We start from the raw sequence: 23,231 nt of genomic DNA, 5'->3' as shown, positions 1-23,231 counted from the left end.
GCTGAGCACGATGCAGGACGTACCGCTGCTGATCTCTAGGATCCTGACCCACGGGTCGACGATCCACGGGTCGTCTCAGGTGATCACCTGGACCGGAGAGGCCGAGCCGCACCGGCGTTCGTTCGCCGAGATCGGGGCACGGACGGCACGGCTGGCGCACGCCCTGCGCGACGACCTCGGAGTCCGGGACGACGACCGGGTCGCGACACTGATGTGGAACAACGCCGAGCACGTCGAGGCGTACTACGCGATCCCGGCCATGGGCGCGATCCTCCACACGCTGAACCTCCGGCTGCCTCCCGAGCAGCTCGTCTGGATCGTCAACCACGCCGCGGACCGGGTCATCGTGGCCAACGGTTCGCTGCTCCCGCTGCTCGCCCCGCTGCTCCCGCACTTCAAGTCGGTCGAGCACGTGGTCGTCTCCGGCCCCGGTGACCGCTCGCTGCTCGACGGGGCGGCCGTCCAGGTGCACGAGTACGAGGAGCTGATCGCGGACAAGCCGGACAGCTACGACTGGCCCGCGCTGGACGAACGCCAGGCCGCGGCCATGTGCTACACCTCCGGCACGACCGGCGACCCCAAGGGCGTCATCTACTCGCACCGCTCCATCTACCTGCACTCGATGCAGGTCAACATGACGCAGTCCATGGGGCTCACCGACGGGGACACCTCCCTCGTCGTGGTTCCGCAGTTCCATGTGAACGCCTGGGGCCTGCCGCACGCGATGTTCATGACCGGTGTGAACGTGCTGATGCCGGACCGTTTCCTGCAGCCCGCACCGCTCGCCGAGATGATCGAGAAAGAGCGGCCCACGCACGCCGCAGCCGTCCCCACCATCTGGCAGGGCCTGCTCGCGGAGCTCAAGGGCAAGCCGCGTGACGTGAGTTCGCTGACCCAGGTCACCATCGGCGGCTCCGCGTGTCCGCCCGCCCTCATGAAGGCGTTCGACGAGCTGGGCATGCGCGTCTGCCACGCCTGGGGCATGACGGAGACCTCGCCGCTCGGCACCATCGCGCGGCCGCCGGCCCATGTCGAGGCGGGGTCGGACGAGGAGTTCGCGTACCGGCTCACCCAGGGCCGTTTCCCCGCCGGTGTCGAGCCGCGGCTGACCGGCCCGGGCGGCGAGCGACTGCCCTGGGACGGCGAGTCCGCGGGCGAGCTGGAAGTGCGCGGCCCCTGGATCGCGGGCGCGTACTACGGCGGTCAGGGCGCCGAAGCCCTGCGCCCCGACGACAAGTTCAGCGAGGACGGCTGGCTCAAGACCGGTGACGTCGGCACGATCAGCCCCGACGGCTTCCTGACCCTCACCGACCGCGCCAAGGACGTCATCAAGTCCGGCGGCGAGTGGATCTCCTCGGTCGACCTGGAGAACGCCCTCATGGCCCACCCCGATGTCGCCGAGGCGGCGGTCGTCGCCGTCCCGGACGACAAGTGGGGCGAACGCCCGCTCGCCACCGTCGTACTGAAGGAAGGCGCCGCCGCCGACTTCGACACCCTGCGCTCCTTCCTCGCCGACGAGGGCAAGATCGCCAAGTGGCAGCTCCCCGAGCGCTGGACGATCATCGAGTCGGTGCCGAAGACGAGCGTCGGCAAGTTCGACAAGAAGGTGCTGCGCAGGCAGTACGCGGCGGGCGAGCTGGACGTCACCCAGCTCTGACAGCCACAGCAGGCGATATGGGCGGGTTGGGGCGTTGTTTCACGTGAAACAACGCCCCAACCCGTTTGTGCGCATGGCTGGTTGAGGTGACTGTGTGCACGCCTGGTTGAGCCGACGCTCAGTTCGTTCCGATACGAGCCAGCAGATCCACGATCCGGTCCTGGACCTCGGCGCTCGTCGATCGCTCGGCCAGGAACAGCACCGTCTCCCCCGCGGCCAGCCGCGGCAGCTCGGTCTGGTCGACGGCCGCGGTGTAGACGACCAGCGGGGTGCGGTTGAGCTGGCCGTTCGCGCGCAGCCAGTCGACGATCCCGGCCTGTCGGCGGCGTACCTGCATCAGGTCCATCACCACCAGGTTCGGCCGCATCTGCCCGGCCAGCGTGACGGCGTCCTCGTCGGACGAGGCCCGTGCGACCTGCATTCCGCGCCGCTCCAGCGTCGAGGTCAGCGCGAGCGCGATCTCCGCGTGCTCCTCGATCAGGAGAACACGCGGCGGGTGCTGCTCGCTGTCACGCGGCGACAACGCCTTGAGGAGTACGGCGGGGTCGGCGCCGTACGCCGCCTCGCGTGTCGCCTGACCGAGACCGGCGGTCACCAGGACCGGCACCTCGGCGGCGACGGCGGCCTGGCGCAGCGACTGGAGGGCCGTGCGCGTGATCGGGCCGGTGAGCGGGTCGACGAACAGGGCAGCCGGGAAGGCGGCGATCTGGGCGTCGACCTCTTCGCGTGAGTGCACGATGACGGGGCGGTAGCCGCGGTCGCTCAGCGCCTGCTGCGTGGTGATGTCCGGCGCGGGCCAGACCAGCAGCCGACGCGGGTTGTCCAGCGGCTCCGGGGGCAGTTCGTCGTCCATCGGCTGGGGGTGGGGCTGGTTCGCGACCTCCACCGCGCCACCGGGGCCGTCGAGCGGCTCGGGGCCTTCGTCGGCGTTCTGGTCCGGTGCTCCTATGGCGTACGAACGGCCGGTGCCCTCGGTGGTGTGCGCGAGCCGGGACTGCTGGCCGCCGCCCGGGTGCGAGCGCGCCGCCGTGTCCGTCTGCTCGGCCGCGGGATCGGGCCGCGTGCCGAGCTTGCGGCGCCGCCCGGAGCCGTTGGTCGCGTGCGGGGGAGGCGTGGGCGCCTGGGGCTGCGGCGCGGCTCCTCCCTGCGCGACGGGCTGTGCCTGCGCCGGTGCGTGGGCCTGGGGGGCGGGGGACGCCGTCCGGCCGGGCTTGGGCTGCTGCGCGTCGATCATGCGGCGGCCGAACGGCACACCCTGCCCGAGCGTACGGACGCTGATCGCCCGGCCCTGCGTCGAGTTCGGGTCGACGGGAGGCGCCGCCGCCTCCGCGGGGAGGGGCTGCGCGGCGCGCGGCTGTTCCGGGGCCGCTGCGGGCTCAGGAGCGGTCGACGTATCGGCCGTGCCCGGCCACGGCTGCGGCGCGGCGGCGGCTTCCGGCTGTACGGGTACTCCGGCACCGGAGGTGTCGGCCGCGCCGGGCCAGGGCTGAGGGGAGGCGGTCGGGTCCGCGTTCGGAATCCCGGCCGCGGGCGTCTGCGGTTGCTGCTGTGGTTGCGGCAGGCCGGGATTCGCCGCGGGGGCGCCCTGGGCAGGTGTGCCGGGTGCCGGGACTCCTGGGTGACCCGGTGCGCCCTCGGCCGTCGCGGGTGCCACAGGTCCGGCGGGACCGGCCGGGGCGACCTGTCCGGGAGCGGCCTGCGGCGGCAGGGCCTGCTCCGGGAGAGGCGCCGCCTGCGGCGGGAGGGCCTGGCCGGGGACGGCAGGCTGGGGGAGACCCTGCGGGGGCACGGCCTGACCCATGGCAGGAACGGCCGGAGGGACGCCGTGTCCCGGCTGTACCTGACCGGGTGCGGATAGAGGCGCCGGCATGCCCTCCGGGGCGGGAACGGCTTGCGGGGCGGGAACGGCTTGCGCGGGGGGCAGATGACCCGGCATCGGCTGCTGTCCGGGAGCCCCGGGAGCCCCGGTCGCCGTATCCGGTGTCACCTCGCCCACGCTCACGCCTGCCGCCTCGCCCGCGGCCTGCCGGGCCCGTCGGCGTCCGCTGGGCGCCTGCACCGGATGCGGCTGGGGCGGAGTGTGGTCGTCGGCGGGGTCGCGCAGGGCGACGTCATGGCGTCCGCCGCCGGCCGCCGCCTGACCGTGGCCATGGCCTTCGGCGGACTGCGCCGCGTACTCGGGAGAGCGGTCCGCCTCGGCAGGCGGTAGCGCGAACACCGCGCGGGGCCCCGACTCCTGGGCCGCCGCACGCTCCGCCGCGGCGGCCAGCGCACGCCGACGCCGCCCGGTCGGCTGAGCGTTGCCGCCATCGGCGTTCTCACCCGCGGCGCCACCCGCATCCGTACCCGGCTGGGCGGGCGCGGCCGCGGGCAGTGCGGCCGGCAGGGCCTGCCGGCCGCCGTCCTGAAGGGCGCGGCGTCCGTCGGCGGGCGCGGGCACGCCCTGCGGAGGCACGGTCGCCCCCAGCCCGGTGGCCGCGGTACCGGCCGCGTGCTCGGCGGCGGTCACCACCGCGCCCTCGGAGACCCCGCCCTCGGAGACGCCGCCCTCCACGGGGCTCGGCCGTCCACGCCGCCGTCCGGTCGCGCCGTTGCCCTCGGAAGCACCGGAAGTACCGGAAGCGCCGGAAGCGCCGGAAGCGCCGGAAGGACTCTCGTCCCCGGCGGCTTGGGCCGGCAGCGCGGGCTGACCCGCTGCCTCCGCGGCGCGCCTGCGTCGCCCGGTGGGTACGGCCTTCTCCGTCGAGGGTGCCACCTCGCTCTCCAGGAAGGCGTCGACGGACGCGCGCCGGGCCCGCCGCCGCCCGCCTCCCTGCGGGGAGGCCTGCTCGGGCAGCGCGAGGGCCGAACCGGCCGCGCCGGAACCCGCTCCCACGCCCGCTTCCGCGGCCGGAGAGCCGTCCGGGGCCGGAGCCGCCTCGGGAAGGGCACCCGCACCCGGAACGGCGGCCGGGACCGAACCGGCCCCGCCGCCGATGGGCACTTCGAGGACGAACGCGCTGCCGCTCATCCCGGGGACCTCGTGCGTCTGCAGCACTCCCCCGTGCGCGCGCACGATGCCGCGCACGATGGGCTCGTGCACCGGGTCTCCCCCGGCGTACGGTCCGCGCACCTCGATCCGTACGCCCTCACCGCGCTGCGCGGCCGCCACGACGACCGTGTTGTCCATGTAGCCGCCGGCCGAGGCCGGTGAGTTGCCCGTGGAGTCGACGCCCGCGACATCCGCGATGAGGTGCGCGAGCGCGGTGGCGAGCCGCTGCGGGTCGACCTCGGCCTCGATGGGCGGCGCGTGCACGGCGAACTGCACGCGCCCCGGCCCGATCAGCTCGACGGCCCCGTCGACCCCGGCGGCGACGACCGCGTCCAGCATCACTTTCGTACGGCTGACGCTCTCGGTCCCGGAGTCGAGACGCTGGTACGCGAGCACGTTGTCGACGAGCGTGGTGATGCGGGAGTAGCCGGCCGAGAGGTGGTGCAGCACCTGGTTGGCCTCGGGCCACAACTGTCCGGCGTCGTCCGCGGCGAGGGTGGCGAGTTCGCCGCGCAGCTGGTCGAGGGGCCCGCGCAGGGAGCGCCCCAGAACGGCCAGCAACTGTTCGTGCCGCGCGGACAGTGCCTCGTAACGGTCCTTCTCGCGCTCGGCGAGGGCCGCGTACCGGTCGTCCCCCGCGGCCAGTTCCTCCGTGTGCTGCTCGCGCAGCGCGGCCAGCGCCCCGGTGTGCTCCTCCCGGAGGGCGGCCAGCTCCTCGGCATGCGCCTCGGCGGCCTGTGCGAGCTCCTGCCGATGCCGCTCGGCCTCGGCGTCCTTCTCCTCGGCGAGCGCGTCGTACGGCCGCCGGTCCGTGAAGGTCATCACGGCCCCGACGAGCTGGTCGCCGTCCCGTACCGGCGCGGTGGTCAGGTCGACCGGCACCCGGTCGCCGTTCTTGGACCACAGCACCTGCCCGCGCACCCGGTGCTTGCGCCCGGAGCGCAGGGTGTCGGCGAGCGGCGACTCCTCGTACGGGAAGGGCTCGCCGTCCGCGCGCGAGTGCAGCATCAGCGGGTGCAGTTCCTGCCCGCCGAGGTCGCTGGCCCGGAAGCCGAGGATCTGGGCGGCGGCCGGATTGACGAGGACGACCCGTCCCTCGGTGTCCGTGCCCACCACGCCCTCGGCGGCGGCACGCAGGATCATCTCCGTCTGCCGCTGCGAGCGTGCGAGCTCCGCCTCGGTGTCGACGGTGCCGGAGAGGTCCCGTACGACGATCATCAGCAGCTCGTCGCCGGTGTAGCCGTAACCGTCGTACGCCTGCTGCCCGTTCTCCAGGTTCGCGCTGGTGACCTCGACGGGGAACTCGCTGCCGTCGGTGCGGCGGGCGATCATCCGGGTGGGCCGGGTGCGCCCGTTCTCGTCGGCGGTGTCGGCCCGCCGCATCGTGCCCGGGATGAGCCGGGAGTCGAACTGCGGCAGCAGATCGAGCAGTCCGCGCCCCACGAGCGCGGTGCCCGGGGCCTCGAAGGCCTCCAGGGCGATGGTGTTGGCGTTGACGACCGTTCCGTTGGCGTTGACCAGCACCAACGCGTCGGGAAGTGCGTCGAGTATGGCTGCGAGGCGAGCAGCGCCTCGGGATGGCCTGCTGCTCACGAGACGCTTCCTCCCTGTTACCGCACCTTGCCGACCGCGGTAGCCATCTTGCCAACGGGGCCGCGACGTGTCACGCGAGGGAGTCTACGGGCAGTGGTTGCGCTCGCGACGCCGGATGAGAGGGAGGTCGCACGTAGAGGGGACGCAGAACGCACGCAGAAGGCCTGGAGAACCTGTGACCGTGCGTTTCCCCGCCCCGGCCACCACCCGCTCCCACGCATTGGCCGGAACGCATCCACACGCCCGGCCCCATACGCCAGCCCCTCCACCCCTCTCCCGCTCCCTCTACCCCTCCCCCCGTCTACGCGCCGAGATCGGGGAGGACGGGTACGAGGGCGTCCCAGCGCGCGATCTCGCACCCGTCACCGCGCTGGTACCTCGCGTCGACGGGGCGGCCGGCCCAGGTGCCCGTGACGTGGGCGGTGGCCGGACCCCCGTACTGCATCGTGCACATCCCGCGCTCCTGCGCGGGCGCGAACGGGCTCTTGCCCCACGAGGTGTTCCGGTCCAGCTGGTCGCAGGCGGCCTGTGCCCGGGGATGGCTGCCGCCCACCGGATGACAGTCGAGCTCGAACGTCCCGTCACGGCCCTCGCCCGCCCCGCTCACCGTCACGGTGAGGTGGTCGCTCCTGTCCGCCCCGCTCACCGGCGGCGGCACGAGGGGAAACGAATCGGCGTACGCGACCGCCGGCGCCCCGGACAGCGCGGCGAAGGAGGCGGCGGCTGAGGTGGCGACGGTGAGGGCGATGCGGCGCAGCATGGTGGCTCCCCTGACGACGGTTCTGTTCGACTGCCCTGGCGACAGCTCTGACGCCTGCTCTAACGCCGTCCGCGCCGTGACGTTGCGCGGGGGAGAAGGGCTTTGCCCTCGGGGCTTCGTGCCTAGTACCGTAGGAGGCGATTGGTGACAGCCCGCTCGACTGTGTCATCATCTGCACGCACCATTTCGCGCAGGCGAGGATGGTTGTGCTGGAGGCGTCGCCTAGTCCGGTCTATGGCGCCGCACTGCTAATGCGGTTTGGGACTTCAATCCCATCGAGGGTTCAAATCCCTCCGCCTCCGCAGAAGATCACGAAGCCCCGGTCGTCCACGACCGGGGCTTCGTCGTTCCTTGATCGTTCCCGACGCTCCACGGGGCCGCGCCGGAAGCCGTCCGGGGGCCGTCAGGAGGTCGTTTCCGCAGGTCAGGCATGGTCTGGCAAACGGATTTCGCCTCACGCCGCCAGTCATGTAATGTTGTTCCCGCAACGCCAACCGGGCAGAAAAGTCCGGAAGGAAGAGCAAACACAACAGAACACACAAGCACTCGTAGCTTAACGGATAGAGCATCTGACTACGGATCAGAAGGTTGCAGGTTCGAATCCTGCCGAGTGCACACAGGTGAGAAGCCCCGGACCAGGTGTCCGGGGCTTCTTTCGTTGTGGCGGCCCACTGTCAGTGGCGGCCTCTACGCTCGTCCGTGATGGCACAAGTGTGGAAATGCAGCGGGCTTCGGTGGGGCGGGGCGGAGCCTGTGCTGGTCTGGGACGGGGGGCGTCGCAGTGTGTTGCCGTGGGGGAAGCAGGTCGCGTTCGCCGTCGTGGGCGGGGGTGAGCGGCGGTGTGTGGGGGCGCGCGGGCACAGCTGTTTCGCGGGGGCCGCGGTGTCCGGGCGCAGTGTCGGGGCCCGGTGCGAGGAGTGCGCGCGGCTCGACCGGGCCCATTCCGTCGCGGCGGACACCATCGCCGACGACCCCCGGCCCTACTCCGTCTATCTGGCCTGGTTCGGACCCGGGATGGTCAAGGCGGGGATCACGGCCGTCGAGCGCGGGTCGGCTCGCTTGCTGGAGCAGGGCGCCGTCGTCTTCACCTGGCTGGGGCGGGGGCCGCTGATGGCCGCCCGGCGCAGTGAGGAGTTGCTGCGTACGGCGTTGGGCGTGCCGGACCGGATCGCCTACGACGCCAAGCGGGCCGTGCGGAGTGCGTTGCCCGGGGCGGGGGTGCGGGCGGCGGAGGTGCGGGGACTGCACGCCTTGGCCGTGGGGCTGGACGGGTGGCCGGACGCATTGGAGCAGATGCCGTTCGAGGCCGTCGACCACACGGAGGCGTTCGGGCTCGACGGGCTGCCGCCGGTCGTGGCCGTCGTCGGCGAGCTGGTCCCGGGAGGCGTCGTGCGGGGAGAACTGGTCGCCGCCGCCGGGCCCGATCTGCATCTGCTGACCGGGCGGGGGGTCGTCGTGCTCGATACGCGGCTCATGACCGGGTGGGAACTGACCGGAGCGGGCGGAGAGACCGGGTCGGGGGAGCGCGGGGAGATCACCGTGCCCGTGCGGGAGTTCGGAGGTGTTCAGGACGGGCTGTTCTGAAGGGCTGCGGGGCTGGGCAGGGCCCGGGGAGAGTTCGGGCATGCCGGTCTGACCGGACGGTCAAGAGATCGATCCCTTGGAGATCCCCTTTGGTAAACCGTCTGGACTTGGTGCGGCGGCCGGATCGAGGGTGGGCCACATGAGCCATCAGGATGCCTCCGCCTCTTCCCCCTCCTCCTCCCTCTCCCCTGTGCCCGTCGGTGCCTACGACCCTCCCTACTACGCCGTCGTCTTCACCTCGGTGAAGACGCAGGACGGCGAGTTCGGGGAGTACGGCGCGACCAATGAGCGGATGGAGGAGCTGGTCAGGGAGATACCGGGGTACCTCGGGATGGACCACGCGGGGTCGCCGGGCGGGCTCTCCGTCACCGTCGGGTACTTCCGCGACGCGGACGCCGTCGAGGAGTGGCGCAGCAATGCCGAGCACCTGGCGGCCCAGAAGCGCGGGCGCGCCGAGTGGTACCAGCGCTACACGTTGCACGTCGCCAAGGTCGAGCGCAGCCACAGTTTCGAGCGGAACCACCGTTTCGAGCACGGGCATGGCTGACGGCACGCAGAGGATCGGCACGGAAAGGAGCGGCGCGGAGAGGATGGATGCTGAGGAGGGCGAGACCGCGGAGGAGGGCGAGGCCGTCGGCGTACGGCGGTTCTGGGAACAGCTCGGTCTTCCCGGGCTCGTCGACGTCCACACCCACTTCATGCCCGAGTCCGTGCTGAAGAAGGTCTGGGCGTACTTCGACGGGCTCGGGCCGCTCACCGGCGGTGTCGAGTGGCCCATCACCTACCGGGCCGAGGAGGACGAACGGCTCGGGATGCTGCGGGAGTTCGGCGTGCGTGCCTTCACCGCCATGCTCTACCCGCACAAGCCGGGCATGGCCGAGTGGCTGAACCAATGGGCCGTCGACTTCGCCCGCCGGACCCCCGACTGCCTCCACACGGCGACGCTGTTCCCGGAGCCGGGCGTCGCGGAGTACGTGCGCAGGGCGCTGGACGACGGGGCGCGGGTCTTCAAGGCGCACGTCCAGGTGGGGGCGTACGACCCCGCCGACGCCCTGCTCGATCCGGCCTGGGGGGTGCTCGCCGAGGCGGGGACCCCTGTCGTGATCCACTGCGGATCGGGTCCCTCGCCCGGAAAGCACACCGGGCCCGAGCCGGTCGGGCGGGTGCTCGCGCGGCATCCGCGGCTGCGGCTGGTGATCGCGCACACGGGGATGCCGGAGTACGAGGACTTCCTCGACCTCGCCGAGCGGTTCGGGGAGGTGCGGCTGGACACGACGATGGCGTTCACGGACTTCAGCGAGGAGTTCGCGCCGTTCCCTCGACGCGCGCTCCCCCGCCTCGCCGGGCGTCCCCGTCCGGACCTGTCCACCCGTCTCGCCGGGCGTCCCCGTCCGGACCCGTCCCCCCGTCTCGCCGATCCTCCCCGCCTCGCCGGTCTCGGTGACCGGATTCTGCTCGGGACCGACTTTCCCAACATCCCGTACCCGTACGAGCATCAACTGCGGGCGCTGGAGCGGCTCGGGCTCGGGGAGGACTGGCTGCGGGCGGTCTGCCATGACAACGGGGCGCGACTGTTCGGCCTGTGAGGGCGAGGGGGCCGCGAGCCGCGAGCGGTTCCCCAGTGTTCCCTGAGAGGCGGCTGTGTGTTTCTCAGGGAATTCACAGGTTCCCGAAAGGGTGCTCTCAGGGCCGCCCACCAATGTGTTGGCTATGACCACGACCTCGCCCCAGGGGCGCACCGAACTGCTGAGGCCGGACGGGAGCCCCGTCCGCGTGCTTGTCGTGGACGACGAGCTGTCGATCACCGAGCTGCTGTCCATGGCCCTTCGCTACGAAGGGTGGCAGATCCGCAGCGCGGCGGACGGGACCGGTGCGGTGCAGACCGCCCGTGAGTTCCGGCCCGACGCCGTCGTTCTCGACATGATGCTGCCCGACATGGACGGTCTCGCCGTCCTCGGCCGGCTGCGCCGGGAGCTGCCCGACGTGCCCGTTCTCTTCCTGACCGCGAAGGACGCGGTCGAGGACCGGATCGCGGGGCTGACGGCCGGCGGCGACGACTACGTCACCAAGCCCTTCAGTCTGGAGGAGGTCGTGGCGCGGCTGCGCGGGCTCATCCGCCGTTCCGGCGCCGCCGACCGCCGCTCCGACTCGGTGCTCGTCGTCGGTGACCTCACCCTGGACGAGGACAGCCACGAGGTGTCGCGCGCCGGTGACGGCATCCACCTCACCGCGACCGAGTTCGAGCTGCTGCGGTTCCTGATGCGCAATCCGCGCCGGGTGCTCAGCAAGGCCCAGATACTCGACCGCGTGTGGTCGTACGACTTCGGCGGCCAGGCCAACGTCGTCGAGCTCTACATCTCGTATCTGCGCCGCAAGATCGACGCCGGCCGTGAGCCGATGATCCACACCCGGCGCGGCGCCGGTTACCTGATCAAGCCCGCGACGTCGTGAGCGGGCGACGACGGCCGCGTACGCAGCGGCGCCGACCGTCCGGGGCCCCGCGCACGCTGCGGCGCCGGCAGCCTCGGACCCTGCGGACGCGGCTCGTCGTCTCGGCGGTCGCGCTGATCGCGGTGGTCTGCGCCGTGATCGGTACGGTGACGACCATCGCGTTGCAGCAGCACCTGTACAAGCAGCTGGACAGCCAGGTCACCGACGCCGCCGAACGTGCCGGGGGCCCACCGCCGGGCGAGCTGCCCAGGAACCCCGACGGCGGCGGCTCGTCCCCGGGATACTCCGGCGGCTCCTCGACGGACGACAGGCTCGCGGATTTCGTCACCAAGGGGCCGACGCAGAAGGACACCATCGCGGCCGAGGTCGGCAGCGACGGCGGAATCACCAGGGCTGTCGTGGCCGTGGAGAAGTCCTCGGACGGCGCCTTCGACCAGATGGGCTCCAAGAACCTCAGCGACGCGGCGAAGGCCGCGCTCGGGTCCGTGTCCAAGACGGGCAAACACACCGTCGACATCCCGGGCATGGGCGAGTACCGCGTCATGTACGTCAGCGGCGGCAAGGGCAGTTTCTACATCGCCCTGCCCACCGAGTCCGTCACCAGCACCATCAACACCCTCATCCTCGTCGAGGTGAGCGTGACGGCGGCCGGTCTGATCGCCGCCGGTATCGCCGGCGCGACCATCGTCACCGTGGCCCTGCGCCCCCTGCGCAAGGTCGCCTCCACCGCCACCCGGGTCTCCGAACTGCCGCTCCACACCGGCGAGGTGACCCTCAACGAACGGGTCGCCGAGTCCGAGACCGATCCGCACACCGAGGTCGGGCAGGTCGGGGCCGCGCTCAACCGCATGCTCGATCACGTCCACGGCGCCCTGCACGCGCGCCAGGAGAGCGAGACCCGCGTACGGCAGTTCGTGGCGGACGCCAGCCATGAGCTGCGTACCCCCCTCGCGTCCATCCGCGGATACGCCGAGCTGACCAGACGCGGCAGAGAGGAGACCGGGCCCGACACGCGGCACGCGCTGGGCCGGATCGAGTCCGAGGCCGGGCGGATGACGGGCCTCGTCGAGGACCTGCTGCTGCTCGCGCGCCTGGACGCGGGACGGCCGCTCAGTTACGAGCACACCGACCTCTCCCCGCTGGTCGTGGACGCCGTGAGCGACGCCCGCGCGGCCGGCCGCGAGCACAACTGGCGGCTGGAGCTGCCCGACGAACCCGCGCTGGTGCTGGCCGACGCCGCTCGTGTCCAGCAGGTCATGGTGAACCTGTTCGCGAACGCGCGCACCCACACGCCTCCCGGTACGACGGTGACCGCGCGCGTGCGCCGTCAGGGAGCCTGGGTGTGCGTGGACGTCCAGGACAACGGCCAGGGCATCCCGCCGGACCTCCTGCCGCACGTCTTCGAACGGTTCGCGCGCGGCGACTCGTCGCGCTCGCGCTCCTCCGGTTCGACCGGGCTCGGGCTCGCCATCGTGCAGGCCGTCGCGGCCGCGCACGGCGGTGCGGTGACCGTCGACAGCGTCCCCGGACACACCGTCTTCACGGTGCACCTGCCCGCGCTGGCCCCTCAGGCGCCCCATTCTCATGAGGCGTTCATTTCGGAAACACATTCAAAACCGTACTCACAGGCACAGCACAGTGCGACCACATGGGTGCAACAGGGCGCTTGACGACAGTCGTTGTCATGCGAACCGAACCTTCTCCCGGCAACCTGCCGGCGCGGGAGCACCTCCCGGCCGGAAATGCCGGTACGCCTGTCCTGGACGTAGTGATCCCCGTCTACAACGAGGAGAAGGACCTCCAGCCGTGTGTGCTCAGACTCCACGAGCACCTCTCCCGCACCTTCCCGTACGCCTTCCGCATCACCGTCGCGGACAACGCGTCCACGGACACCACTCCCCTGGTGGCGGCGCGGCTGGCGGCGGAGCTCCCCGAGGTCAGATCGTTCCGGCTGGAGCAGAAGGGCCGCGGCCGGGCGCTGCGGACCGTCTGGTCCGCCTCGGACGCCCCGGTCCTCGCCTACATGGACGTCGACCTCTCCACCGACCTGAACGCGCTGCTCCCACTGGTCGCGCCGCTGATCTCCGGTCACTCCGACCTGGCGATCGGCTCGCGGCTCGCCCGTAGCTCGCGGGTGGTGCGGGGCGCCAAGCGGGAGTTCATCTCCCGTACGTACAACCTCATCCTGCGGGGGTCGCTGCAGGCCCGGTTCTCCGACGCGCAGTGCGGCTTCAAGGCCATCCGGCGCGATGTCGCGCAGGTGCTGCTGCCGCTCGTCGAGGACACCGGCTGGTTCTTCGACACCGAGATGCTGGTCCTCGCCGAACGGGCGGGGCTGCGCATCCACGAGGTGCCGGTCGACTGGGTCGACGACCCGGACTCGACCGTGCACATCGTGAAGACCGCGACCGACGACCTCAAGGGCGTGTGGCGCGTGGGACGCGCCCTCGCCACCGGCTCGCTGGCGCTGGACCGGCTCGCCCGGCCGTTCGGGGACGACCCGCGCGACCGCGAGATCAGCGGTGTACCGAAGGGCCTGGCCCGCCAGCTCGTCGGATTCTGTGTCGTGGGCGCCCTGTCCACGCTGTTCTACCTGGTGCTCTACAGCGGCTTCCGGACGTTCTCGGGTTCGCAGATCGCCAACGCGCTCGCCCTGCTCGTCTCGGCGGTCGCCAACACCGCCGCCAACCGCCGTCTGACCTTCGGCGTACGCGGCAAGGGCGGCGCGGTCCGCCACCAGGCGCAGGGCCTGGTCGTCTTCGGTATCGGACTCGCCCTCACCAGCGGCTCGCTCGCCGCCCTGAACGCGGCGACGGACGAGCCGGCGCACGCCACCGAACTCGCGGTGCTGATCGTCGCCAACCTCGCGGCGACCGTGCTGCGGTTCCTGCTCTTCCGGGCCTGGGTGTTCCCGGACCGGCACGACACGTCACCGTCGACGGTCGTCGCCTCGCACACACCCGCCGTGCCGAACGTGCCGCCGACCGTCCCGACCGGACCCGCCTCGCCGGTCTACGCGACGGCTCCGCGGGCCCCGTACGGCACGACCGACTCTTCCTACGGCACGACCGATTCCTCGTACGACCACCAGACCTGGGGGGACCCGACGATGCAGCTGCAGCCGGTGCGCCCGAACGATCATGATCCGAGGGACCCGCGATGACGACGACCCAGCACGAACAGCCGGATACGGGGGCCGCCGACCCCGGTTGGAGGCCACCCGCGTCCACAGCTGTACAGGAACCGGTCGTTCCGGCGGAGCCGGCCGCGGAGCCGACCGTTCCCGAGGACGGCAGCCCCAAGCAGCCCTTCGCGCGCCGCCTGTGGCGCGGGCGGCCCGAGGACAACCGCTGGGTGCGCCCCGCGTTCCTCGGGGCGCTGCTGCTGATCGGCGCGCTCTACACCTGGAACCTCACGGCCTCCGGGTACGCCAACTCCTTCTACTCGGCGGCGGCCCAGGCCGGCAGCCAGTCCTGGAAGGCCTTCTTCTTCGGCTCGCTCGACTCGGCCAACGCCATCACCGTCGACAAGCCCCCGGCCTCCCTATGGCCGATGGCCCTGTCGGTACGGCTGTTCGGCCTGAACTCCTTCGCGATCCTGTTCCCGCAGGTCCTCATGGCCGTCGCCACGGCCGGAGTGCTGTACGGGGCCGTGCGCCGCAGGTTCACCCCCGCGGCCGGCTTCCTCACCATGGCGGTGTTCGCGCTCACGCCCGTCGCCGCGCTGATGTTCCGCTTCAACAACCCGGACGCGGCCCTCGCCCTCCTGATGGCCGTCACGGTCTACTGCGTGCTGCGCGCCATGGAGAAGGCCGAGACGAAGTGGCTGGTGTGGGCGGGCGTCGCCGTCGGTCTCGCCTTCCTGGTGAAGACCCTCCAGGCGTTCCTGATCCTGCCGCCCCTCGCGATCGTCTACGCGGTGTTCGCGCCCACGACCGTGCGCAGGCGCATCGGGCAGGTGCTGCTCTCCGGCCTGGCGATGATCGTTGCGGGCGGCTGGTGGGTGGCCCTGGTCGAACTGTGGCCCGCGTCCTCCCGCCCGTACATCGGCGGCTCGCAGAACAACTCGTTCCTCGAACTCACCTTCGGCTACAACGGACTTGGCCGCATCAACGGCGAGGAGACCGGCAGCGTCGGGGGCGGCGGCGGAGGCGGCGGCTGGGGCGAGACCGGCTGGGACCGGATGTTCAGCTCCTCCATCGGCGGTCAGATCTCCTGGCTGATCCCGGCCGCGCTGATCGTGCTCGCCGCGGGCATCGCCCTGACCTGGAAGGCGAAGCGGACCGACACGGCCCGTGCCGCGTTCCTCGCCTGGGGCGGCTCGCTGCTGATCACCATGGTGGTCTTCAGCTTCATGCAGGGCATCTTCCACGAGTACTACACCGTGGCCCTCGCCCCGTACGTGGCCGCCGTGGTCGGCATGGGCGCGAGCGTGCTGTGGGAAGAGCGCGGCCGGATGTGGATCTCGCTCACCATGGCGGCCGCGGCCACGGCCACCGCGGTTTGGGGTTACGTCCTCCTGAACCGTTCCTCCGACTACCTGCCCTGGCTCAAGTGGCTGGTCCTGGTCGGTGGACTGGTCGCGGCCCTCGGCCTGATCTTCATCGCGCGGCTGGGGCGCAGGCTGTCCCTCGCGGTGGTCGGGCTCAGCTTCGTCGCGGCGCTCGCGGGCCCGACGGCGTACACGCTGACCACGCTGGACGAAGGCCACAGCGGCTCGATCGTCACGGCGGGGCCCTCGGTCTCGGGCGGTCGCGGCGGCCCCGGCGGTGGCATGGGCGGCGGTCCCGGTGGCGGCGGTGGCGGTATGCCGGGCGGCAACCGGCAGGGCGGCACCGGCCAGAACCAGCAGGGCGGCGGCATGGGCCAGCCCCCGACCGGCGGGATGCCGGGCGGCAACGGCCAGCAGGGCCAGCAGAACGGCAACGGTCAGACGGGCCAGAACGGCCAGACCCAGCCGGGCGGCGGTACCGCAGGCGGCACCGGTGACGGTGGCGGCATGGGCGGCGGAGGCGGTGGCGGTATGGGCGGTCTGCTCAACGGCGCGACCGTCAGCTCCGAGGCCAAGGCGCTCCTGGAGAAGAACTCCGGTGACTACACCTGGGTGGCGGCGGCGATCGGCTCGCAGAACGCGGCGAGCTACCAGCTCTCCACCGGCGACCCGGTGATGGCGATCGGCGGCTTCAACGGCAGCGACCCCTCGCCGACGCTGGCCCAGTTCAAGAAGTACGTGGCCGACGGGAAGATCCACTACTTCATCTCGTCCGGCTCCATGGGCGGCGGTGGCGGCAGCGACAGCTCCGGCACCGGGACCCAGATCAGCGAGTGGGTGCAGAAGAACTTCAAGGAGGTGACGGTGGGTTCGTCCACCTTCTACGACCTGACGCAGGCCGCGAGCAGCTGACGGTTCGCCCTTGAGGGGGGACCGGGGCGGTGGCCGGGGCGGAAGTGCCCCGGTCACCGCCCCTTCGGCGTGCGTGCCGTGCGACCCGTAACTGCGTTGTACGCCGTATAAGGCTTGTTCTACGGTGTATGGCATGCCAACTTCCCAGGGCCGTCCGCCGGGCCGTACCCAAGGCCACCCCCAGCGGTGGCTGATCCTCGGTGTCATCTGCCTCGCCCAGCTCACCGTGCTGCTCGACAACACCGTGCTGAACGTCGCGATCCCCACCCTCACCGAGGAACTGGGCGCCGGCACCTCCGACATCCAGTGGATGATCAACGCGTACTCGCTCGTCCAGTCGGGACTGCTGCTCAGCGCGGGCAGCGCGGCCGACCGCTACGGCCGCAAGAAGATGCTGATCGCGGGCCTCGCCCTGTTCGGCATCGGCTCCCTGGTCGCCGGACTCGCCGACACCACCGGCCAGTTGATCGCCGCCCGCGCGGGCATGGGCGTCGGCGGCGCGCTCCTGCTCACCACCACGCTCGCCGTCGCGATGCAGATCTTCGCGCCCGACGAGCAGCCGAAGGCCATCGGCATCTGGAGCGCCGTCAACGCCCTCGGCTTCGCGACCGGCCCCCTGCTCGGCGGTTTCATGCTCGACCACTACTGGTGGGGCGCGATCTTCCTCATCAACCTGCCGGTGGTGGCCCTGGCCCTCACCGCCGTGATCAGCCTCGTACCGGAGTCCAAGAACCCGCGCGGCGACCGCCCCGACCTCCTGGGCGCCCTGCTCTCCACCATCGGCATGACCGCCCTCGTGTACGCGATCATCTCCGGCCCGGAACACGGCTGGACCTCCGCCCGCGTCCTTGCCACGGCCGCCCTGGCGCTCCTCGTCCTGGCCCTCTTCGCCTACTGGGAGAGCCGGATCCCGTACCCCATGCTGGACCTGCACTTCTTCCGGGACCGGCGCTTCACGGGGGCCGTCGCCGGCGCCGTACTGATCACCTTCGGCATGGGCGGCGCGCTCTTCCTGCTGACCCAGCACCTCCAGTTCGTCCTCGGATACGGGCCCCTGGAGGCGGGGCTGCGCACGGCGCCGCTCGCCCTGACCGTGGTCGCCCTCAACTTCACCGGCCTGTCGGCGAAGTTCACCGCGAAGCTCGGCACACCCGTCTCCATCGCCCTCGGCATGGTGCTGATGTCCGGCGGGCTCGTCTCGATCGCGACCCTCGCGTCGAGCGGATACGCCGGCACCCTGCTCGGCCTGCTGCTCATTGGCGCGGGCTGCGCGATCGCCAACCCCGCCATGGCGCACGCCATCATGAGCGCGATCCCGCCGGAGAAGGCGGGCGTGGGCGCGGGGATCAACGGCACGCTGGCCGAGTTCGGCAACGGCCTCGGCGTCGCCGTCCTCGGCGCGGTCCTCAACGCCCGCTTCGCCGCGCTGATCCCGTTCGCCGCGGCCTCCCTCCCGGCGACGCTCGCCGCGGCGGACTCGGCGGACGAGCGCGCGCGGATCACGGACGGGTTCGCGTCCGGCCTGGAGACCAGCCAGCTGGTCGGCGCGGTGGCCGTCCTCCTCGGCGGACTGCTGGCCGCCGCGTTGCTTCGGCGGGCCGAGAGGGCAGACTCCGCGGTGGCGGCGGTGCCGATGTGAGGGCCGCCCGGTAGAAATCAGGGCTGGGGCGGACCTCGACGGTCCGAGGCGTCCCGGTGCGGAAGTGTCGAGGAAGGTGCGCCATGGTGAGGGCAGTCGACCGGGCCGAGCGCCCGGCACGGACCAGCGTCTGGCTGGAGGGCAAGGCTCCGCGAGGTGGTGGCGCCCGGGGCGGCCAGCCGGCCTCGCTCGACCGGGACCGGATCACCGGGGCGACGGTACGGCTGCTCGACGCGGACGGGCTGGCCAAGTTCTCCATGCGACGGCTGGCCGCCGAGCTGAATGTGACCGCGATGTCCGTCTACTGGTACGTGGACACGAAGGACGACCTTCTTGAGCTCGCGCTCGACGCGATCTACGGGGAACTGGAACTGCCCGATCCGGCGGCGGACGAGGACTGGCGGGACCAGCTCCGCGCCGTCGCCTCCGGCTACCGGGCGCTGCTCGTACGGCATCCCTGGGCCTCGCCGCTCGCCGGGACGTTCCTCAACATCGGGCCCAGGTCGGTCGCCTTCTCGCGGACCGTGCAGCGGGTGATGCGCAGGACCGGGCTGCCCACGCACCGGCTGGCGGGGGCCATCTCGGCCGTCTCCCAGTTCGTGTACGGGTTCGGCACGATCGAGGGGCACTTCACCGCGCGGTCGGCGGAGGCGGGGATGAGTCCTGACGCGTACTTCCAGCAGGCGCTGAGCACGTTGAAGGGGGCGCCCGAGCTCGATGACGTGCTGGAGGAGAGCACGGAGATCATGCGGGCGCGTGGGGGGAGCACGGTGGAGGAGATGTACGAGCGGGACTTCGGGTTCGCGCTGGATCTGGTGATCGCGGGGATCGAGACGGTGGTGCTCCGCGGGGGTGAGGGGTAGGGGTGCGGGTTTGTGGCCCGCGACCCCCTCAAGACGAAAAGATTGCGCCGTTCCCCGCGCCCCTAAAGGCAAAAGACTGCGCCGTTCCCCGCGCCCCTGGGGGGTGGAGGCCAAAGATTGCGCCGTTCCCCGCGCCCCTGGAATGGTCGGGTTAGGCCAGTCTTGCGGGGAAGCCGCCCGTGGCCACCGGGCCCCATTTCTGTGGGGTGATGCGGATGATCGACTTGCCCTGCTTGAGCATGGCCTCCCGGTACTCCGCCCAGTCCGGGTGCTCGCCCGAGATGTTGCGGAAGTACTCGACCAGGGGTTCCACCGAGTCGGGGGAGTCGATCACCTCGGCCGTGCCGTCGATCTGGACCCAGGGGCCGTTCCAGTCGTCGCTCAGGACGATCAGGCTGACCCGCTCGTCGCGCTTGGCGTTGCGGGTCTTGGCGCGCTCCGGGTAGGTCGAGACGACGATGCGGCCCGAGTCGTCGACCCCGCAGGTCAGGGGCGACCCCTGCGGGCTCCCGTCGGCCCTGCGGGTCAGCAGGATGGCGCGATGACGGGGACGTACGAAGTCGAGCAGCTCGGCCGACGATACGGAGGTGTTCGTAGCGATGTTCGGTGCCATGGGGGCAGCCTAGATGTACAACCGCCCACCCAGGCTGACCCTGCCGTGCCTACGCACAGGTCTTTGTCCGTCCCTGGGGCTGTACCCGCTGGCTACACCTGCGGGAGCGTCTCCCCCTGCACGGCCTGGATGTCCAGCTCCACCTTCAGCGTCGTACCGATCGCCGCGATACCCGCCTGGACGACCTGGTTGTAGTTCATCGCGAAGTCCTCGCGGCGCAGTTCCGTGGTGGCGCGGAAGGCCGCGCGGGTGCCGCCCCAGGGGTCGGCGCCGGTGCCCAGGTAGGCGAGGTCGAGGTCGACCGGGCGTACGACCCCGTGCAGGGTCAGGTCGCCGTGGACCGTCCAGCGGTCGCTGCCGGTGGCCGGGGTCAGGCCCGTCGAGACGAACGTGATCTCCGGGTGGCGCTCCACGTCCAGGAAGTCCGGCGACTTCAGGTGCCCGTCGCGCATGGCGTTGCCCGTGTCGATCGAGTCGGCCCGGATCACCGCCTCCACCCGGGACTTGGCGACCTCGTCCGGGGCGATCTCGATCGACCCGGCGAACTGTGTGAACCGGCCGTGCACGCTGGAGATCCCCAGGTGCTGGGCGACGGCGCCCACGGAGGAGTGGGCCGGGTCCACCGTCCAGGGGCCGGGCGGCGGCAGCTCGGTGCCGCCCTGCCGGGCGAGGGTCACGGTGCCGATCTCGGCCCGGCCGCTCGCCGTGACGATGGCGCTCGACGCGACGGGCGCGTACCCGACGGCCGTGACGATCACCGTGTACGGGCCGGGCACGAGCTCGACCGCGTCCCGCACACCGCCCTCGTCGTCGGCCTCGGCGCGCACCACCTGGGCGCCCGTCATGTCGGTCACGGTGACGACCGCGTGCGACACGGCCCAGCCGTCCCGCGTACGGATCCGCGCGGTCAGTCCCATTGCACAACCTCATCTCATGAAAACCGGCCCGCGGAGCACGCCTCCGCTCGGAACGCGCCCCACGGGCCGGGGTCTTCGACTGCTGTTTCCTCAGGTGGTCCGGTGACTACTCGCCGGGGTGGGCGAGCCGGATGTCGTGGCCGTCCACGCCGCCGCCGCTCACGGTCAGGGCCGTGGCCACCGGCGGGTAGCCGGTCGCGATGACGGTGTACTCGCCGCTGTCCAGGTCGGCGAAGGCGTACGCCCCGTCCGCCCCGGTGGTGGCGGTGCCGACCACGTTGCCCGCCGCGTCGACGAGCGTGACCCGGGCGTCGCCCAGGGGGCCGGCGGGTGCGTGCACCACGCCCTGGAGCTGCGCTCCGGCGGTCAGTTCGACCTCGACCCGGGTGACCCCGGTGCCGCCGACCTCGACGGGCAGGGCGCGGGGCCGGTGTCCGGCGGCGTTCACCGCGACGGTCACGGCGCCGGGCACCAGCTCGGCGAAGGTGAACTCGCCCTGCTCACCGGTGGTCCCGGTGGCCAGCACGTCACCGCGCACATCGGTCACGATGACCATCGCGCCCACGACGGGCTGCCCGGTCCCGGCGGCCTTCACCGCACCGGCGAGCCCGCTCGTGCCGCTCAGCAGGATGTCGTACGCGAGCGGCTCACCGTTCACGACGACCGTCGAGGCCTGCGGCTGGAACCCGTCCGCGGAGGCGATCAGCACGTACGAACCCGTGCCGGGCGCGTCCACGGCGTAGGCGCCGTCGGCCTGGGCGACCGAGCGGCCCAGCTGACGGCCCGCGAGGGAGATCAGCGTGACGGCGGCCCGGGGCACGGGCGCGCTCTCGGCGCCGCGTACGAACCCGTGGACCGGCACCCCGCCGGAACCGGCACCCGCGGCCGGGTCGGTACCGGCCGCCAGGGTGGCGACGGCCGCGAGTCGCTGGGTGCCCGCGGGCCCCTGCTCAGGGCCCTCACCGGCGCCGGTGTCGGCGACGGCCCAGCTCGGTACGCGCTCGTCGGTCCCGTCCGGGAGGACGCCGGCCGAGCCGGCCGCCGGGGAGCCCGCCGCGGGGGAGTCCGCCGCCGGGGCGGCCTCGGCGACCGCCGTGACCTCCGCCTGGGCCTCGGCTGCCTGCGCCAGCCCGCCCGAGGTACGCAGCGGGACCTCCTTGATGAACAGCGTGATGAGGAAGGCGAGCAGGGCCATGGCGGCGGCGATCAGGAAGACGTCCGCGATGCCGTGCCCGTACGCGCTCTCCATGACCGTGCGCAGCGGCGCGGGCAGCGAGTCCATGTCCGGGATGCTGCCGGTCGAATGACTGGCCGCGGCGGCGTACTTGGGGTCGATGCCGGTGAGGCCGTCCTTGACGTAGTCGGTGATGCGGTTGGCCATCACCGCGCCGAGCGCCGAGACGCCCATCGCGCCACCGAGGGAACGGAAGAAGGTCACCGTGGAGCTGGCCGCGCCGAGGTCCTGGGGCGCCACCTGGTTCTGCGTGGAGAGCACCAGGTTCTGCATCATCATGCCGATGCCGAGACCCAGCAGCGCCATGAAGATCGCGGTCTTCCAGTAGTCCGTGTCGTAGCGGATGGTGCCCAGCAGGCCGAGGCCCGCCGTGATGAGCACGCCGCCGCCGACCAGCCACGCCTTCCACTTGCCGGTCTTGGTGATGATCTGGCCGGAGACCGTGGAGGAGACGAACAGACCGCCGATCATCGGGATCGTCAGCACACCGGACATGGTGGGCGACTCGTCCCGGGCCAGCTGGAAGTACTGGCTGAAGAAGACGGTGCCGGAGAACATCGCGACACCGACGAAGAGCGAGGCGAGGGAGGAGAGCGCGATGGTCCGGTTGCGGAAGAGCCGCAGCGGGATGATCGGCTCCTTGGCCTTCGACTCGATGAACACGAAGAGCAGTCCGAGCGCGATCGAACCGCCGACCATCGCGTACGTCTGCCACGACACCCAGTCGTACTTGTCGCCTGCGAAGGTGACCCACAGGAGCAGCAGCGAGACCGCGGCGGAGATGAAGAACGCGCCGGCCCAGTCGACCTTCACGTCCCGCTTCACGACGGGCAGGTGCAGGGTCTTCTGGAGGACGATCAGCGCGATGATCGCGAAGGGGACACCGACGTAGAAGCACCAGCGCCAGCCGAGCCAGCTGGTGTCGGTGATGACACCGCCGAGCAGCGGGCCGCCGACGGTCGCGACGGCGAACGTGGCGCCGAGGTAGCCGGAGTACCGGCCGCGCTCACGCGGGGAGATCATCGCGGCCATGACGATCTGCGCGAGGGCGGACAGACCGCCCACGCCGATGCCCTGGACCACGCGGCAGGCGATCAGCATGCCCGCGTTCTGCGACAGGCCGGCGGCGGCCGATCCCAGGACGTAGACGACGAGGGCTATCTGGACGAGCGCCTTCTTGCTGTAGAGGTCCGCGAGCTTGCCCCACAGGGGCGTGGTCGCGGTCATCGACAGCAGGGCGGCGGTGACGACCCAGGTGTACGCGGACTGGCCGCCGCCCAGGTCACCGATGATCTCGGGCAGTGCGTTGGAGACGATCGTCGACGACAGGATCGCGACGAACATGCCGAGCAGCAGCCCGGACAGGGCTTCCATGATCTGCCGGTGCGTCATCGGAGCGCCGTCGGGGGCACCTCCGTGCTTGGCGTGTGAGCCCCGCACACCGGCTGGTGTGGTCGTTGCCATGGGCTTCCTTTTCTTGTGTCGC

15 protein-coding genes and 2 tRNA genes are annotated in these 23,231 nt (G+C 71.7%); 12 read left to right on the top strand and 5 right to left on the bottom strand.

Features of this window, described 5'->3' with window-relative positions; genetic code table 11:
• Positions 1-10: 10 nt before the first annotated feature.
• The gene (locus J8N05_RS05655; RefSeq protein ID WP_210890032.1) at positions 11-1,657 is read left to right on the top strand and encodes a long-chain fatty acid--CoA ligase; all 1,647 of its coding nucleotides are present in this window, start codon (positions 11-13) and stop codon (positions 1,655-1,657) included.
• 118 nt (positions 1,658-1,775) lie between these two features.
• On the opposite strand, the gene J8N05_RS05650 is transcribed toward J8N05_RS05655, so the two are convergent.
• Positions 1,776-6,281 (bottom strand): PAS domain-containing protein, encoded by a 4,506-nt coding sequence (locus J8N05_RS05650; RefSeq protein ID WP_210881359.1) that lies wholly within the window; start codon positions 6,279-6,281, stop codon positions 1,776-1,778.
• A gap of 301 nt (positions 6,282-6,582) precedes the next feature.
• Positions 6,583-7,041 (bottom strand): SSI family serine proteinase inhibitor, encoded by a 459-nt coding sequence (locus J8N05_RS05645; protein WP_210881358.1) that lies wholly within the window; start codon positions 7,039-7,041, stop codon positions 6,583-6,585.
• Between the two features lie 211 nt (positions 7,042-7,252).
• On the opposite strand from J8N05_RS05645, the gene J8N05_RS05640 reads away from it, so the two are divergent.
• The 11 genes from J8N05_RS05640 to J8N05_RS05590 all read left to right on the top strand — a co-directional run bounded on the left by J8N05_RS05640 (position 7,253) and on the right by J8N05_RS05590 (position 18,981).
• Positions 7,253-7,343, top strand: a tRNA-Ser gene (locus J8N05_RS05640).
• A 240-nt stretch (positions 7,344-7,583) separates the two neighbouring features.
• Positions 7,584-7,656, top strand: a tRNA-Arg gene (locus tag J8N05_RS05635).
• Between the two features lie 87 nt (positions 7,657-7,743).
• Positions 7,744-8,625, top strand: a complete 882-nt coding sequence (locus J8N05_RS05630) for a DUF2797 domain-containing protein (RefSeq protein ID WP_210881357.1) — start codon at positions 7,744-7,746, stop codon at positions 8,623-8,625.
• 139 nt (positions 8,626-8,764) lie between these two features.
• On the top strand, positions 8,765-9,172 hold the full coding sequence (locus J8N05_RS05625) for an antibiotic biosynthesis monooxygenase family protein (RefSeq protein WP_210881356.1): 408 nt from the start codon (positions 8,765-8,767) through the stop codon (positions 9,170-9,172).
• 43 nt (positions 9,173-9,215) lie between these two features.
• Positions 9,216-10,211: an amidohydrolase family protein gene (locus tag J8N05_RS05620; RefSeq protein WP_210881355.1), complete on the top strand. Its 996-nt coding sequence runs from the start codon at positions 9,216-9,218 to the stop codon at positions 10,209-10,211.
• A gap of 124 nt (positions 10,212-10,335) precedes the next feature.
• A complete protein-coding gene (locus J8N05_RS05615; RefSeq protein ID WP_210881354.1) occupies positions 10,336-11,076 on the top strand; it encodes a response regulator transcription factor in 741 nt (246 codons plus the stop codon).
• Positions 11,073-12,746: a sensor histidine kinase gene (locus tag J8N05_RS05610; protein ID WP_210881353.1), complete on the top strand. Its 1,674-nt coding sequence runs from the start codon at positions 11,073-11,075 to the stop codon at positions 12,744-12,746. Before J8N05_RS05615 ends, J8N05_RS05610 begins: the two co-directional genes overlap by 4 nt.
• Before the next feature lie 14 nt (positions 12,747-12,760).
• Positions 12,761-14,239: a bifunctional glycosyltransferase family 2/GtrA family protein gene (locus J8N05_RS05605; protein ID WP_210881352.1), complete on the top strand. Its 1,479-nt coding sequence runs from the start codon at positions 12,761-12,763 to the stop codon at positions 14,237-14,239.
• Positions 14,236-16,479, top strand: coding sequence for an ArnT family glycosyltransferase (locus tag J8N05_RS05600; protein ID WP_210881351.1), 2,244 nt, complete (start codon positions 14,236-14,238; stop codon positions 16,477-16,479). Before J8N05_RS05605 ends, J8N05_RS05600 begins: the two co-directional genes overlap by 4 nt.
• A gap of 133 nt (positions 16,480-16,612) precedes the next feature.
• The gene (locus tag J8N05_RS05595) at positions 16,613-18,118 is read left to right on the top strand and encodes an MFS transporter (protein ID WP_210881350.1); all 1,506 of its coding nucleotides are present in this window, start codon (positions 16,613-16,615) and stop codon (positions 18,116-18,118) included.
• 83 nt (positions 18,119-18,201) lie between these two features.
• Complete coding sequence (locus J8N05_RS05590; protein WP_210881349.1) at positions 18,202-18,981, top strand: TetR/AcrR family transcriptional regulator; 780 nt, start codon at positions 18,202-18,204, stop codon at positions 18,979-18,981.
• 151 nt (positions 18,982-19,132) lie between these two features.
• Here the strand turns inward: J8N05_RS05590 and J8N05_RS05585 are convergent, their stop codons facing one another.
• The 3 genes from J8N05_RS05585 to J8N05_RS05575 form a co-directional block, all read right to left on the bottom strand.
• Entirely contained in the window at positions 19,133-19,594 is a 462-nt protein-coding gene (locus J8N05_RS05585) for a PPOX class F420-dependent oxidoreductase (RefSeq protein ID WP_210881348.1), read from the bottom strand.
• Between the two features lie 92 nt (positions 19,595-19,686).
• A complete protein-coding gene (locus J8N05_RS05580) occupies positions 19,687-20,511 on the bottom strand; it encodes a YceI family protein (RefSeq protein WP_210881347.1) in 825 nt (274 codons plus the stop codon).
• 106 nt (positions 20,512-20,617) lie between these two features.
• Entirely contained in the window at positions 20,618-23,209 is a 2,592-nt protein-coding gene (locus tag J8N05_RS05575) for an MFS transporter (protein ID WP_210881346.1), read from the bottom strand.
• Between the last annotated feature and the right edge of the window lie 22 nt (positions 23,210-23,231).

Origin of the sequence: Streptomyces liliiviolaceus (genome assembly GCF_018070025.1) — a bacterium.
GTDB lineage: Bacteria > Actinomycetota > Actinomycetes > Streptomycetales > Streptomycetaceae > Streptomyces > Streptomyces liliiviolaceus.
This window is presented reverse-complemented; position numbering and strand designations above follow the sequence as displayed.